This window comes from Psychroflexus montanilacus (genome assembly GCF_020164535.1).
Taxonomy (GTDB): Bacteria; Bacteroidota; Bacteroidia; order Flavobacteriales; family Flavobacteriaceae; genus Psychroflexus; species Psychroflexus montanilacus.
On record NZ_JAIQZC010000002.1, the window covers coordinates 156,471 to 171,244 of the forward strand.

Consider the following 14,774-nt stretch of genomic DNA (forward strand, 5'->3'; position numbering starts at 1 on the left):
TCTAATTATGAATTTTTATGAGTAAAAATGCAAAACCAATACTTGAAAAACTAGAACCAAATTTTGGTAATTCTTTTTCCTATAAGCGATTCAATGCGGACAATCAAAATAAGAGTGACACCTTCTGGCATTACCATCCAGAACTGGAATTGGTTTACGTCAACGAAGGGTCTGGTAAACGCCTTGTTGGTAGTCATGCCTCTTATTATAGAAATGGAAATTTAATTTTAATAGGTTCGAATTTACCTCACTGTGGCTTTACAGATACCCTGGAAAAAAATCAGCGAGAAACTGTTGTTCAGATGTTACCTTCATTTCTTGGAGATTCTTTTTTTGAGATACCAGAACTTAAAAACATCAAAAAACTTTTACAACGAGCGCAGTATGGAATAGTTTTTCATGGAGATGCAAAGCGTGAAATAGGAAGTAAACTGGAAGCATTATCTAGCGTAACTCCTGTAAACAGGCTTATTGGCTTGCTCAAAATATTGAGTATGCTGGAACAAACCAAAAATTATACGCTTTTAAATGCAGATGGCTATATTTTGGAAGCAAAGCTAGAAGACAATCAGCGCATTAATATGATATTCAATTTTGTACAAAACGAATTTCAACGCAGCATTACGTTAGATGAAATTTCAGAAAAAGTAAATATGACCAAACCTGCGTTTTGTAGATATTTCAAAAAAATTACAGGAAAAACCTTTGTAGATTTTGTCAATACCTACAGGCTTACACACGCGGCTAAAATGCTTCACGAAAAGCAGGTAAGTATTTTGGATGTTTGTTTTGATAGTGGCTTCAATAACTTTAGTCATTTCAACAAGAAGTTTAAAGCCTTTACGGGACGAACTCCAACCCAATATAGAAATGAACTAGCTTATTCTGTTTCCTAAGCGTCGGTAGTCGGTAGTCGGTAGTCGGTAGTCGGTAGTCGGTAGTCGGTAGTCGGTAGTCGGTAGTCGGTAGTCGGTAGTCGAAATTTAAAAAATTTGAAATAATTAATTTGAAACTTGAAATAATTTAGCCCCGATAGCAATGAAAAGCCCGCCAGATGAGATGTTGTGCAAAAGCCAAAACCAAAAAGCGACCAAAGGAAGCTCTTTTGGTTATGCTGCTTTTTGCCAGCTGGTCGTCGCGGACTTGAAATGGATAGCGGGAATAGCTCTAAACGAAAGCTTTATGAGTGTAAAATAATAATGCTAAAATCAACATTAATACCCTTCAGCGTCTGTTTGAACCTTTCCCCAAAACGTTTTATAAACGAAATAGCTATAAAGCAGAACCAGTGGCCCACCCACAGCCACAAAGCCCATCATGATTTTGAGGGTTTTGGTGGATGCTGCTGCATTGTAAATGGTGATACTATTTTCAATATCAGAATTGGACAGTAACAATCGTGGGTATAATTCAAAAGCAACAATAACAAGGAGTAAGGCAATCGTGAGGCTGGTAAATATAAAGGCCCAGCCATATTGTTTTTTACTTGCTAAGCGGGGTACGTTGGCAATGCTTAGAAATACGAGAAATGGAACTACATACAGCGCTTTGTTATCATTAAAGACTTGAAGTAAGTGTTCTAAATTGAAAAATCCATATACTGTTGTAATGATATAGGCTATGATGAAAAAAGCGATTCCTATTTTTAAAAACTGCTGTATTCTGTTGTACAGCTTGCCTTCAGTTTTCAACAATAAATAGATGGCTCCGTGCATCATAAATAAGGCTAAACTAGTCACGCCTACGAGTATTGAAAATGGATTGAGAAATTCAAAGAAACCTCTTCCTGTGTACTCAAAATCTTGGTCTAGTGGCATCCCATTCAAAATATTGCCTAGCACAACACCAAGTAGCACGGCTAACATAATACTGGAAATGGAGTATCCCCAATCCCACATTCGTCTCCACCAAAGCATTTCCTCCATATTTCTGAATTTGATAGAGATGCCTCTAAAGATGATAAACAGAAGAAATAATATGAAAGGAGTGTACATGGCAGAAAACAGTGTACCGTAAAACACAGGAAAGCCAGCGAAAAGCGTACCTCCACCAATGACCAGCCATACTTCGTTACCATGCCAGGTGGGGTCTATGGCTTTGAGTGCGGTTTCTCTGCTTTTGTTTTGTCTAAAGAACATATGCCATGCACCAGCTCCAAAATCGAAGCCGTCTAAAATAGCATAGCCAGAAAACAATCCACCTACTACTAGAAACCACCAAGTGGGATAATCTAAACCTAAAAACGTTTCCATACCATCATTTATTTACTTGAAACTACATCAGCAATTTCTTTATTTAAACTTCCTTCGTCAAAGTCGATATCGCTATTGGGTCCACTCTTTATTTTCTTATTCATCAAATAAATAAACAATAAGAAGAGAATAAAATACACTACAAAAAACAAAATTAACGAAAATAAGACCTGATTGGCTTGAACACTCTTGGACAGGGCATCTGAAGTTCTAAGCAAACCGTACACTACCCAAGGCTGTCTGCCCATTTCTGCAGCAAACCACCCAAACTGATTGGCCAGCTGAGGGAGCAAGGCTGTAAACACAAAGGTCCAGAGCAACCATTTTTTCTCAAAGAGTTTACCTCTTTTCCATTGCCATAAAGCAAATAAACTCAAAGCAATCAAGAACATACCGATAGCTACCATAAGGTGATAAAACTGAAACACAGCATTGACCTGAGAAGGTCGATCTTCCTCAGGAAAAGCGTTAAGACCTGTTACTGGGGTTTCAAAATCTTGGTGTAACATAAAGGACAAACCTCCAGAGACTTTAAGACCTGTAACAGATTGACTTTCCTTATCTACCCATCCCAAAAGATATAAATCTGCTGCGGCTTCTTCTTCAAAATGCCCTTCCATAGCGGCTAATTTTGCAGGTTGATTTTCTGAAACACCTTCTGCGGAGCCATGCCCAGTGAATAATTGTGCAAGAGAGCTTACTGCTGCTACAACCAAGGTAATTTTGAAAGCTTTTTTGGAAAGCACCACATACTTCCCTTTTAGGATATAATAGGCATGTACGCTTAAAATCAAGAATGATCCAGCTAAAAAAGCGCCTAGCCAAACATGAGTTAACCGATCTACAGAAGAAGGGTTGAACACCATTGCCCAGAAATCAACTATTTCTGCTCTGGCCTGCATTCCCTCACCCACAATATGGTAACCCGCTGGGGTTTGCTGCCAAGAGTTGGCAATAACAATCCAGACCGCAGAAAACATTGAGCCTAAAAATACCGCCCAAGTCGCCACCAAATGCACCCAAGGCTTTACACGATTCCATCCGAATAACAACACGCCAAGTGCACTACTTTCCAAAGCAAAGGCGAAGATGCCTTCAGCTGCTAGCGCACTTCCGAAAATATCACCCACATATCTTGAATACGTGGCCCAGTTGGTTCCAAACTCAAATTCCATGACAATTCCAGTGACCACCCCAATACCAAAGGTGATGGCAAATAGTTTGGTCCAGAATTTTGCTAATACTTCATATTCTTTCTTTTTTGTTCGTATATAAATGCTTTCAAAAACGACCATCAATAACCCAATACCAATACTCAAAGGTGGATAGATATAATGAAAGGCAACAGTGAAGGCAAATTGGATACGAGATAGAATTTCTACATCCATGGTCAAAATTTTTTTACAAAAATAAAACAAACATGAAAAACAGATTGCTACAAAAGTTACTTAAAGAAAAAATGAGTCCTCCCACTTTACATAGTTTTAAAACTAAATAAGTAACAAATGTGACTGAACTTTGAAGAAAACATAACTTACTTTTGCAATGTGAAAACTATTAAACCCTATTTAGCGCTTTTATTCAGCCTTACTGTGCTCCTATTCACAGTAAAGTCTGTTTTCTGGCTATCCTATTATATAGTATTCACCGATAACTTTATAGAAAACTACTGTGAAAACACAGACAAGCCAGAACTGGAATGTGATGGTAAATGCTTTCTAAGTGATGTCCTCGACAAAAAAGAAACGGAAACTCCAAAAAACACCTCCATTTTTTTAGAGAGTGAACTTATTTTTACACCAAGTCTTTTTGATACTGATCTTATTTTAGATGCTCTTATTTCTAAAAATAAATCCAACTATTTTTACACTTCACTATACAAGTCTCTATATTTTAAAAGCAGCTTCAAGCCACCTGCAATGATTGTTTAACATCACGTTTTTTTAAAAAATTAGTTAAACATCAAATGCTTAAACATGAAATTAATACTAAGTGCCATTTGTTTTGTGGCTGGTTTTACCATGCTCAATGCGCAAACCAAAACCATAGAAGTAAAAGACGCACAAACCAAAGAAATCCTGGGCGGAGTATACGCCATTAATCAAAACAACGAAGAAGATTACCGCATCACTGAAAATAAAACTCTCAAACTGCACATCGGTGAGACCTACCTTATAAGTCATATAGGTTATACCTCTGAAAGTCTAAAAATAAATGGCTCATCTCCTGAAATTATTTTTCTCAAAGCTCAAAATACAGAACTGCCAGAAGTTCTGGTTACAGGGAAAATCTTCCAGGATCCGGTGATGAATATCAGCACACCAGACTTAACAGAAAGAGTCAGTCAGCCAAAAAATGTAGCCGATCTCTTCCGTGATATTAATGGATTTGGACTCATCAAACGAGGGAATTACGCTATAGACCCGTCTTTCAGAGCTTCTCAATATGAGCAGTTAAACATTCAATACGATGGCGGAACCAAAGTGATGCATGCCTGCCCTAACAGAATGGATCCCATCACCACTCATGTCATGCCAGAAGATATAGCTAAGATTGAGGTGGTTCGAGGCCCATACACTATGAGGTATGGTGCTACTTTTGGCGGATTGATCAATATGGTTTCCAAGCGTCCGGAGATTGGAAAATATGGCCTATCAGGAAGTGCATCTTCAGGTTTTGAGTCTAATGGCAGCTCTCAAGTCCAAATGCTTCGCCTTCAATATGCAGAGGAAAAATTTGATGTGGTGGGTATGTACGGCTACCGAGATTTTGGCAATTACAAAGATGGTGCTGGCCGAGAAATTCCTTCTTCCTTTAGAAGCATAGATTACAGTCTGAGAATGGGCTATAACTTTAGTAGTTTAGAACGTCTTCAGCTACATTGGAGACAATCCTTCGGTAGAGATGTGCTTCATGCTTCCTTACCCATGGATTCAGATTACGACGATTCTTCTATGCTGTCCCTGGATTATTTCAAAAAAAGACCAGGGAAAACCCTGCGAAACATACAGGCCAAAGCCTACTATTCTTATGTAGATCACCTAATGAGCAATAGCAGACGAAGCAATTTTAGCGTATCAGAAGCTCTTTCTCCTGTCGAAGCAACCACAGCAGGAGGTCGTTTTGAACTGGAATGGAAGCTGGATGAGTTCTGGACGCTGTTTACCGGAACCGACGCTCTGCTTATCAGCAGAGATGGAGTACGGAATCGCTTGGTCAAACAAAACCCTATGGGAATGCCTCTGGATCCTCCCGTTGCCTTTACCGACAAAATCTGGCAGGATTCGTTCATCAATGATTACGGATTTTTTGCAGAATCACGTTACAAACTCAATTCTTCAACAGTACTTAACGCTGGTGTGCGTTATGATTTGGTCCATTCAGACATTCAAGATCCTGCATCAGATTTTCAGGATTATTATCCAGGTTTAGGAAGCAGAACAGAGCACAATTTCAGTGCAACTGTATCGCTCAAGAAACTACTGGATGTAGATAATCAACTGGAGTTTGCTTTTGGTCGTGGAGTGCGTTCTGCTAACATGATAGAACGGTTCATCAATCACTTCCAGGTGGGTCAGGACCCGTTTGAATACATCGGTAATCCCTATCTGGATGCTGAGGTCAATAACCAATTTGAAGTGGCTTACACAGGTAAGAAAATACTTGATGGCGCTATTAACAGACTAGACTGGGGTGCTTCCGTATATTTTTCTCACTTCGAGAATTATATCGTTGCCATTATAGATCCTACCAAAACCAGAAAGTTTATGCCCAATCAGGAACCATTAAACCCAAAGGTCTTCAGAAATCTGGAGGATGCTTATAAAACTGGTTTTGAAGCCAATCTTGGCGTGAATTTCTTAAACAACTTTCAATTTGATGCCGAAGTTGCCTATGTCTACGCGAGAAACGAAGACCTTAGCGAATCTCTCCCACTCACGCCTCCCTTGCGCAGTAAATTCAGCTTGCAATACAATAAAAACAAATTCTGGGCTGCCACCGACCTAAGAGTCGTAAGTCAGCAAGATGAACTGGCTACATCTTTTGGAGAAAATCAGGCAACGCCAGGTTATCAGCTGGTAGATTTTCGGCTGGGTTATGAGTTAATTCCAGGTCTAAACTTAGGAGCTGCAGTGCTAAATGCATTTGACGAGCAGTATTATGACCATTTAAATTTCGCTTTTAGAAATCAGGCCAATGCCAATTTAAGCAGCATGGAACGCCTCACCGATCCAGGGCAGAATTTCACTGTCTTTGTGAAGTATGCGTTTTAATCAATTCTGACGGCATTTTTTACACGCTGTCCGTTACTAGTCCGTCCTCACCCTATAGCATAAGGGAAGGGACGGACTTTTCACTTCCATCCCAAACCCAATGACAACAAAAAGAAGAACTATTTTGAATAGAACATTTGTTACAGTAGGAAACTAATTAGCAATCTAAATTTGCATATATAAATTCAAAAGAAAATGAATACATATATAAAATTATTTACTGTTATAGTTTTTCTTTTCAGTCTAGGGCAAACACAAGCTCAGGAAAACATAGAATTGACTCTGGAAGAACTGAAGAATCAAGTGCTTGAAGACAATAGGTCGCTTCAGGTTAACGAAAGTAAATTCAGAAAAATAAGAGCACAATACAGGCAAACCAATGCTGCGTTTTTACCTCAGCTTAGTGTGTCTCATAGTTTTTACAGAACCAATAATCCTGTACAGGCGTTTGGTACTTTATTAAACCAGGGGATTTTCACAGAACAGGATTTCCAGATTGACAACCTGAACAATCCGAGCGCCATTTCCAACTTTACGACTGCCTTAAAAATAGAGCAGCCACTCATCAACCTGGATAAATGGGCGCAACGTTCTGCATTAAATGCTCAGAAGGAAGCACAAGTGCTTAAGAATAAATTTGAAGAAAAAGCACTTTTAGTAGAAGTAGAAAAACTGTATATGCAGCTTCAACTGGCTTACAAAGGCGTTGAAGTACTTGAACAAACCAGAGAAATTGCCAGGCAGAATTATGAAGATATACAGAACTTTTATGATGAAGGTTTACTGGTGATGCCCGATGTTTTGAATGCAGAAGTCAGATTAAACGAAGTCGAAAATGAGTACATCTCAGCATCCAATCAGCTTAAAAATCTATCGGATTACCTTATGTTTCTGATGAATAAAGATTCCTATGCTATCGTAAAACCAGATTCTGAACTCCAACTCAATGTAGTTGCCTTGAAAGACCAAAACCAGCTTGAAACCAGAGAAGATATCTTGGCAGTTGATTTGCAAACAGAAGCACAATCCAAAATGCAAACAGCTTCAAAGTTGTCCTTTCTTCCAACGCTTAATGCTTTTGGAAATGTCCAGTGGTTTTCTGACGAAGTTTTTACCACAGACTCAAGAAACTTTTTTGTAGGGGCATCTCTCAACTGGACTGTTTTTGAAGGAGGAAAGAAGATCGCAAAACTGCAGGAGGAAAATGCAAGTCTTGACCAGGCTCAACTGGAAGCCTCTATGAACGCCTCACAATCTTACATGGAATTGGAAAAAGCAAAACGACAATTTCGAGAAGCCGAACAGAAACTCAACAGAAACAGACTCTCTTTAGAACAAGCGGAGAAAGTTTACAAAATCAGAAAAGATAGGTTTGATGAAGGACTGGAAAGAACTACTGATTTGCTTCAGGCAGAACAGCAACAGTCTGCCATGAGACTCGCTTACAATCAATCCATATTCGAATTTAATTACGCTCAGTTATATGTTCAATTTTTAGCTAACAATTACTCCTATGAAAACTAAACTATTACCTATATTCTTTATTTCACTCTTTTCGTTCAGCTTAATGAGCTGTGGAGAAGAAACACAAAGTGAAAAATCCCAGCCAGAAGTCGTTAACGTAGAAGTTCAAAACCCCGTAACCAGCTTACCTCAGCTTTTAACTCATAAGGGGAAAATTAGGTCTTCAAAATCTGTAAATATCCAGTCCAGAGCTTCCAGCTATGTTGATAAAATTCTGGTAGAGGTGGGTGATGAAGTTAAAGAAAATCAATTGCTTGTTAAGCTGAATAGCGATGACCTTATTTCAAAACAAGCTCAGCTGTCAGCTAAACTTGAAGAGGTAAAAGCAACATTGGAAAATGCTGAAAAAGACTACGTACGCTATAAAAACTTAAGAGAGAAAAATAGCGTTTCAGAAAAAGAACTGGAGTCTATCAGACTGAAATATAACTCGGTAAAAAGCCAAAAAGCAGCAGTTGAAAGTCAGTTGAACGAAGTTGAATCCGAATTAAAATATTTCAACATCAGAGCTCCTTTTGAGGGTTTGATTACTTCAAAATCAGCTCAGGAAGGAGATTTGGCAAACCCGCAATACCCTATATTACAGATGGAAGTGGATAATGCTTTTGAATTTCACTTTTCAGTTTCAGAACGAGCAATTTCAGCGCTTAGAAAAGGGCAACTGGCTACTGTTAAAGTATCCAACGATGGACAGATAATCGATGCTCAGATTTCTGAAATAAGTTCTTCCTCTCTCAATTCAGGTGGACAATATCTTGTGAAAGCAAAACTGATTAACGAGAATAATATCGAGTTATTTTCTGGTCAGCAAGCCGAAATTCAATTGGTCACAGACGTTTTGGATCAAGGGGTTTTCATTCCTAAACCTGCACTCATGAGACGCGGCAGCTTGCAGGGGCTGTTTGTAGTAAGCCCGGACAACAAAGCCATGCTTAGATGGGTCGAAGTTGGTACAGATTACGGTGAACATATTGAGATTTTATCTGGACTTAGCGAAGCTGAACCCGTTGTCATTTCAGCCGATTCCAAGCTTTATAACGGTATAAACGTAAACTACTAGATCTTATGAAAAATGGTATTGCTGGAAAACTAGCCAACGCATTTCTAACTTCTAAAATCACCCTTTTGATGATGGTGGTGTTCATGGGAGTAGGTATTTACGCAACCATGTTGATTCCAAGAGAAGAAGAGCCTCAAATAGACGTACCGATGGCAGATATTTTTGTGAGCTATCCTGGTGCTAGCCCCAAAGAAATTGAATCTAAAGTCATTATTCCTTTAGAACGTGTTATTTCCAATATCGACGGAATTGAATATGTTCATACCACCTCTATGCAGGGACAAGGTATGCTTATTGCCCAGTTTTATGTTGGTGAAGATATCGAAAGATCTTATGTGAAACTGCATGATGAGATTATGCGGCATATGGATGAAATTCCACAAGGGGTTTCCCAGCCTCTTATCAAAACCAGATCTATCAATGATGTTCCAGTGGTAGGCCTTACGCTTTACAGCGAAAAATATGATGACTACCGCCTTAAACAAATTGCAGATGAACTGATTTTAGAAATTGAAAAGGTTGAAAATGTTGCATCTACTGAAGTGATTGGAGGGAGAAGTCGTGAACTAAAAATAAAGTTTAACCATCAGGAAGCAGCAGCTTATGATCTGGACATTTTGAGTGTCACTCAAATGATTCAGGCCAATCATTCCAAATCTAAGAGCGGTAGCATTCAGAATCAGGATGAAAACCTTCTCATTACCACAGGAAAATTCATTGAAACTGAAAAGGACCTAAAACAAATTGTCGTAGGCACTTATGACAATAGACCAGTCTATCTGCATCAAATTGCCGATGTGGAAGAAGGAGCAGAACATCCAAAAAACTATGTAGAATTTGGATTTGGTGCTGCAAGTGCTGAACAGGCTCAGATGCCTTCCTCCTATTCTGCGGTGACTTTATCTATAGCCAAGCGAGAAGGCTCAGATGCCATGCAGGTGGCCGATCAGATTATAGCTCAGAAAGAGAGCTGGGGAAACTATATTATCCCGGAAGACGTGGAGCTAGAAGTCACACGAAACTATGGAGAAACTGCCTCAAACAAAGTTTCTGATTTACTCTTTAACCTGCTAAGTGCCATTATCGCTGTGACTTTAGTAGTGATGCTATCTATGGGCTGGCGAGGCGGACTTGTGGTGTTTATTTCAGTACCGGTCACATTCGCTTTAACCATGCTTAGCTATTATTTATTCGATTATACCTTAAATAGAATTACCCTTTTTGCGCTCATTTTTATCACAGGTATTGTGGTGGATGATTCTATCATCATCACTGAAAATATGCACCGGCATTTCAAAATGAAAAAGCGATCCTTGCGAAATGCTGCTATATATGCTATTAATGAAGTTGGAAATCCCACTATTCTTGCAGCTTTTATTGTTATCGCCTCTGTATTGCCTATGGCATTCGTAAGTGGACTTATGGGACCTTATATGAGTCCTATGCCTATAGGCGCTTCTATCACTATGATTCTTTCTTTATTCATAGCGCTTACCGTTGTGCCTTATCTGGCCTTTTACTTTTTAAAAGGAGATGGCAAACCAGACGATGGCGAAGAAGATGACGAGGAGGCTATCAAGAAAGCAGATCAACTTGGTGACGAAAAATTAAAGTCTACCAGAATTTATAAGATTTATGAAAAAGTTCAAAGACCACTTCTGGAAAGCTCCAGGAAACGCTGGCTCTTTATAGCAAGTACGGTCATTCTTCTCATCGCTTCGGTGCTTTTGTTTTTAAATGAATCGGTTTTAGTGAAAATGCTTCCCTTCGATAACAAAAATGAATTTCAGATTGTGATCGACATGCCGGAAGGCACTACTTTAGAACGCACACAAGCCGTAACTTTAGAAATTGCAGAATACGTCAAAAACCGTGAGGAAGTCGTCAATTATCAAACTTACGTTGGCACAGCTTCACCAATTACTTTCAACGGTCTGGTCAGGCATTATGACCTTAGAGATGGAGAACATCTAGCAGATATTCAGGTGAATATCACCAACAAAAGTGAACGTAGTGCCCAAAGTCATGATATTGCAAAATCCTTTAGAAAAGACGTGAAAGCGATTGGAGATCGTTATGGAGCCTCTATCAAAATTGTAGAAGTTCCACCAGGACCTCCGGTGTTATCTACTATCGTAGCTGAAATTTATGGACCTGATTACGAAGAGCAAATCAAAATTGCTGAGAATGTCAAAGGCATTTTACAGGAAACTCAGGATGTTGTTGACATCGACTGGAGAGTTGAAGCCGAACAAACTGAGGTTGAGTTTGTAGTAGACACCGAACGCACTAATTTAGAAGGAGTAAGCACTCAGCAAATAGTTGAAACGATGCGATTAAGTCTTGGAAATGCTTCTATTGGCATGGCTTACAGAGAAAATGAACGCGAACAGGTGAGCATCACTTACTACACTCCCAATGCTGAAAAGTCATCTACAGAAGATTTATTAAAACTTAAAGTCAAATCACAGCAAGGCCATATGGTAAACATTGGAAATCTTGTGAATTTGGTGGAACAGCCTATAGAAAAAAGCATTTACAGAAAAAACAAACGTCGGGTTGTTTATGTCACTGCAGAAATGGCTGGAGAATTGGAAAGCCCTGTTTACGCCATTCTGGGTATGGAAGAATACCTCAAAGATATGCATTTGCCAGAAGGATATTCTATAGAAGAATTATACACCGATATCCCAGTAGATACAGAAGATTACTCGGTGAAATGGGATGGAGAATGGCAAATAACGCTGGAAGTATTTCGAGATCTCGGTATAGCATTTTTGGGAGTGATTTTCATTATTTACATGTTGATAGTTGGCTGGTTCCAAAGCTTCCGCTCTCCCATTGTGATGATGATTGCTATTCCGCTATCATTGATAGGAATAGTATTAGCGCATTGGATTTTTGACGCCTTTTTTACCGCTACTTCGTTTATCGGTATGATTGCCCTGGCGGGAATTATGGTGCGTAACTCAGTTCTGCTTATCGATTTTATAGAAATCCGTCTCAACGAAGGCATTGCTTTTAAGCAAGCTATCATTGAGGCTGGAGCTGTGAGAACCACACCAATATTATTAACCGCAGGAACCGTCGTTATTGGTTCGGTAGCTATTATATTCGATCCTATTTTTCAGGGACTAGCCCTGTCGTTAATGGGTGGAACCATCGTATCTACTTTCTTAACTTTAATTGTAGTTCCGCTTGTTTTTTATATGGTGATGAAGAGAAAGTATGCGTAACTGTAAGGGCGTTTAAACGTGCTGTCCATTTTTAGTCCGCAACACAAAAGCCAGATTTTAATAACTTAATTAGGAGCTTCTTAGGTCGCTCTGCCAGGTTTAAAAATCTAGGCTTTTGTCTTTTATGGGCTTGCCTTCCAAGGAACGCAGGTAGGCTGTCCTCTACATTCCTAACGCAAATTGAATTATACCAATTTAATTAGATAAACATAAATAGAAAATCTATTCAAATATTTAAATTGATTTAAACAAAAAACGGAACTATTTCTAGTTCCGTTTTTTACGAATTTAAACACTAATTATACAGCTTCGCCTTTCATCATTTTATTCCAGTACAGATAAGGCAGACCGTATTTTTTCAACATCCAGAGTCTCCAGTGTTCTTTTTCAGAATTGAAGACCAACATCTGTTTCAATTTAGGGTCTGGCGTAAAATTGCCTTCATAATCAAATTCTGCGAGAGCCATTTTACCGTAACCTGTTACTAACGGGCAAGAAGAATAGCCTTTATAATCGTGATTAGAGGCTGGTTTATTTTTCAGCATAAACATGAGATTTTCGACGACAACAGGCACTTGCTTTCTAATCGCTGCACCAGTTTTTGCCGTTGGTAAAGCCGCCACATCTCCTAATGCGAAAATATTAGGATAGGTATTATGTTGTAACGAATTGATATTCACGTCCACCCAACCATCTTTGTTTACTAAATTAGACTCTTTAATAAATTTCGGAGCGGTTTGAGGCGGTGCCAGATGTAGCATATCAAATGGCATATCAATAAGAGCCTCTCCAGATATGTGTTCACCAATCTCTTTACTTTCGTTGGTCACACATTGATTTTCATCATCTCCAACATATTTATAAGTAATAATTTTTTTAGTTGAATCAATTTTTACAGGCGCATAAAAGGGCTTAAAATGCATGCCGTATCTATCGACTACTTTTTGTAAAGTCTCTCGAATTTCTTTAACACCAAACAACACTGTGCCTGGTGTAGCAAATATCACTCTGGCATCAACTTTATTTTTTTTGAAATAATCGGCAGCGAGATACGCTATTTTTTGAGGAGCCCCTCCGCACTTAATTGGCGTTGTGGGCTGAGTAAACACAGCATTTCCTCCTTTGAAGTTTTGTATCACCTCCCAGGTATGTTTTGGGTCGGTATAATTACTACACACCACACCTTTATCTAAAGCTGTTTCTAAACCATCAATCAATGTCAAGTCCATCACTAAACCTGGAGCAACAACCAGATAATCGTAAGCAATCTCACCAGAATTTTGAGTTTTCACTATAGTATTGTCGGCATCAAAACCAGTCGCATAATCCTGAATCCAGTCAGCCCCGTCAGGAATTAATTCCTTCATGGGTTTTACTGTATCGTCAAAATCATATGTTCCACCACCAACGAGTGTCCATGCTGGCTGGTAATAATGTGTCTCTGCTGGGTCAATAATTCCAACTGATAAGCTGGAATCCTTTTTGAGGAGCTGAGCTGCCGTCATAATTCCTGCAGTACCTCCTCCAATAATTAATACTGAATACTTAGATTTCATAACTTAAATTTTATTAAAAATAAGTCTTTCAAGCTGATTCTATTGTAACAATAGTTACAGTCCATCTACTTTATTCTCAATTTATTGGCGGATTACTTCAATAATCGACAATAAATCAAGTTTCAGTTAAAATATAATCAATCGCCATCTGGATATGTAAATCTGTAGTCTTTAAAAAAGGAAGCCTGGTGTTTTCATTTTTAAGCAAAATAGGCAACTCTGTGCAACCCAAAATTACGGCGTCTACTTTACTTTCAAATGTGGAGATGAGTTTCATGTAAAACTGTATTGCCTCTGAAGTAAAATGTCCCTGAGTAAGTTCCTTAGAAACAAAATAATGAGACTCAGCAATATTTTCTTCATCAGGGATGAGTATTTGAAGGTCATAATTTTCGACTAAATACGATTTCAAAAAAGGCCTGGTCATTGTAGGCTTGTTCCCGAGCAACAGTAAATTTTTGTAGCCAGCATTTTTTGCTGCCACTCCAACAGCATCTGCGATATGAAGAAATGGAATCCCAATTCTTGGCTGAACAAAACTGATCGACATGTGAGGTGTATTCGCACAAATCATCAGAGCTTCTGCTCCAGCCTGCTCCAGAGTTTGAGCCACCTTTAAATAAGTTTGGTTGATTTCATTTTCATCTTGTCTTCTCATAACATCAATATTGATACTGTATAGTAAGAGCTCTGGGTTTTGAGAACTACCAATGCTATGACTTACCTTCTCATTAATTTCTCTGTAATACTCCAACGTAGAATGGTAAGAAGTACCACCTATTAAGCCTAGTAATTTCATCTGTTTATTTCTATTGTTTTTAAGCGGTCAAATGGAACACGTATAATTATTCTCCTGTGTGTAGAAAATTTGT

The 14,774-nt window shown here is 38.8% G+C and carries 11 protein-coding genes; 7 read left to right on the plus strand and 4 right to left on the minus strand.

From position 1 onward, the window contains the following. The first annotated feature begins 17 nt into the window (after positions 1-17). Positions 18-896: an AraC family transcriptional regulator gene (locus LB454_RS07530; RefSeq protein WP_224464056.1), complete on the plus strand. Its 879-nt coding sequence runs from the start codon at positions 18-20 to the stop codon at positions 894-896. Positions 897-1,038: 142 nt separating this feature from the next. After that, positions 1,039-1,197 (plus strand): hypothetical protein, encoded by a 159-nt coding sequence (locus LB454_RS07535; RefSeq protein WP_224464057.1) that lies wholly within the window; start codon positions 1,039-1,041, stop codon positions 1,195-1,197. Positions 1,198-1,214: 17 nt separating this feature from the next. Here LB454_RS07535 and cydB read toward each other — a convergent pair whose 3' ends face one another. Next, positions 1,215-2,252, minus strand: a complete 1,038-nt coding sequence (gene cydB / locus LB454_RS07540) for a cytochrome d ubiquinol oxidase subunit II (RefSeq protein ID WP_224464058.1) — start codon at positions 2,250-2,252, stop codon at positions 1,215-1,217. Between the two features lie 8 nt (positions 2,253-2,260). Then, positions 2,261-3,640: a cytochrome ubiquinol oxidase subunit I gene (locus tag LB454_RS07545; RefSeq protein WP_224464059.1), complete on the minus strand. Its 1,380-nt coding sequence runs from the start codon at positions 3,638-3,640 to the stop codon at positions 2,261-2,263. 159 nt (positions 3,641-3,799) lie between these two features. Here LB454_RS07545 and LB454_RS07550 point away from each other — a divergent pair, with 159 nt between their 5' ends. From LB454_RS07550 to LB454_RS07570, 5 genes are all read left to right on the plus strand, one after another. Next, complete coding sequence (locus LB454_RS07550) at positions 3,800-4,183, plus strand: hypothetical protein (protein ID WP_224464060.1); 384 nt, start codon at positions 3,800-3,802, stop codon at positions 4,181-4,183. A 45-nt stretch (positions 4,184-4,228) separates the two neighbouring features. After that, positions 4,229-6,526: a TonB-dependent receptor domain-containing protein gene (locus tag LB454_RS07555; RefSeq protein WP_224464061.1), complete on the plus strand. Its 2,298-nt coding sequence runs from the start codon at positions 4,229-4,231 to the stop codon at positions 6,524-6,526. A gap of 195 nt (positions 6,527-6,721) precedes the next feature. Next, positions 6,722-8,050: a TolC family protein gene (locus LB454_RS07560; protein WP_224464062.1), complete on the plus strand. Its 1,329-nt coding sequence runs from the start codon at positions 6,722-6,724 to the stop codon at positions 8,048-8,050. Then, positions 8,040-9,110, plus strand: coding sequence for an efflux RND transporter periplasmic adaptor subunit (locus tag LB454_RS07565; protein WP_224464063.1), 1,071 nt, complete (start codon positions 8,040-8,042; stop codon positions 9,108-9,110). Before LB454_RS07560 ends, LB454_RS07565 begins: the two co-directional genes overlap by 11 nt. Before the next feature lie 5 nt (positions 9,111-9,115). Beyond that, on the plus strand, positions 9,116-12,346 hold the full coding sequence (locus LB454_RS07570) for an efflux RND transporter permease subunit (protein WP_224464064.1): 3,231 nt from the start codon (positions 9,116-9,118) through the stop codon (positions 12,344-12,346). 299 nt (positions 12,347-12,645) lie between these two features. On the opposite strand, the gene LB454_RS07575 is transcribed toward LB454_RS07570, so the two are convergent. Then, positions 12,646-13,902, minus strand: a complete 1,257-nt coding sequence (locus tag LB454_RS07575; RefSeq protein WP_224464065.1) for an NAD(P)/FAD-dependent oxidoreductase — start codon at positions 13,900-13,902, stop codon at positions 12,646-12,648. Positions 13,903-14,017: 115 nt separating this feature from the next. Then, positions 14,018-14,701, minus strand: coding sequence for an aspartate/glutamate racemase family protein (locus LB454_RS07580; protein WP_224464066.1), 684 nt, complete (start codon positions 14,699-14,701; stop codon positions 14,018-14,020). Between the last annotated feature and the right edge of the window lie 73 nt (positions 14,702-14,774).

What these genes read in the sequence shown, in the direction of transcription:
- LB454_RS07555 (WP_224464061.1), top strand. Translation starts at nt 4,229, where the DNA reads ATGAAATTAATACTAAGTGCCATTTGTTTTGTGGCTGGTTTTACCATG.
- cydB (WP_224464058.1), bottom strand. Translation starts at nt 2,252, where the DNA reads ATGGAAACGTTTTTAGGTTTAGATTATCCCACTTGGTGGTTTCTAGTA.
- LB454_RS07575 (WP_224464065.1), bottom strand. Translation starts at nt 13,902, where the DNA reads ATGAAATCTAAGTATTCAGTATTAATTATTGGAGGAGGTACTGCAGGA.
- LB454_RS07535 (WP_224464057.1), top strand. Translation starts at nt 1,039, where the DNA reads ATGAAAAGCCCGCCAGATGAGATGTTGTGCAAAAGCCAAAACCAAAAA.
- LB454_RS07560 (WP_224464062.1), top strand. Translation starts at nt 6,722, where the DNA reads ATGAATACATATATAAAATTATTTACTGTTATAGTTTTTCTTTTCAGT.
- LB454_RS07545 (WP_224464059.1), bottom strand. Translation starts at nt 3,640, where the DNA reads ATGGATGTAGAAATTCTATCTCGTATCCAATTTGCCTTCACTGTTGCC.
- LB454_RS07565 (WP_224464063.1), top strand. Translation starts at nt 8,040, where the DNA reads ATGAAAACTAAACTATTACCTATATTCTTTATTTCACTCTTTTCGTTC.
- LB454_RS07570 (WP_224464064.1), top strand. Translation starts at nt 9,116, where the DNA reads ATGAAAAATGGTATTGCTGGAAAACTAGCCAACGCATTTCTAACTTCT.
- LB454_RS07530 (WP_224464056.1), top strand. Translation starts at nt 18, where the DNA reads ATGAGTAAAAATGCAAAACCAATACTTGAAAAACTAGAACCAAATTTT.
- LB454_RS07580 (WP_224464066.1), bottom strand. Translation starts at nt 14,701, where the DNA reads ATGAAATTACTAGGCTTAATAGGTGGTACTTCTTACCATTCTACGTTG.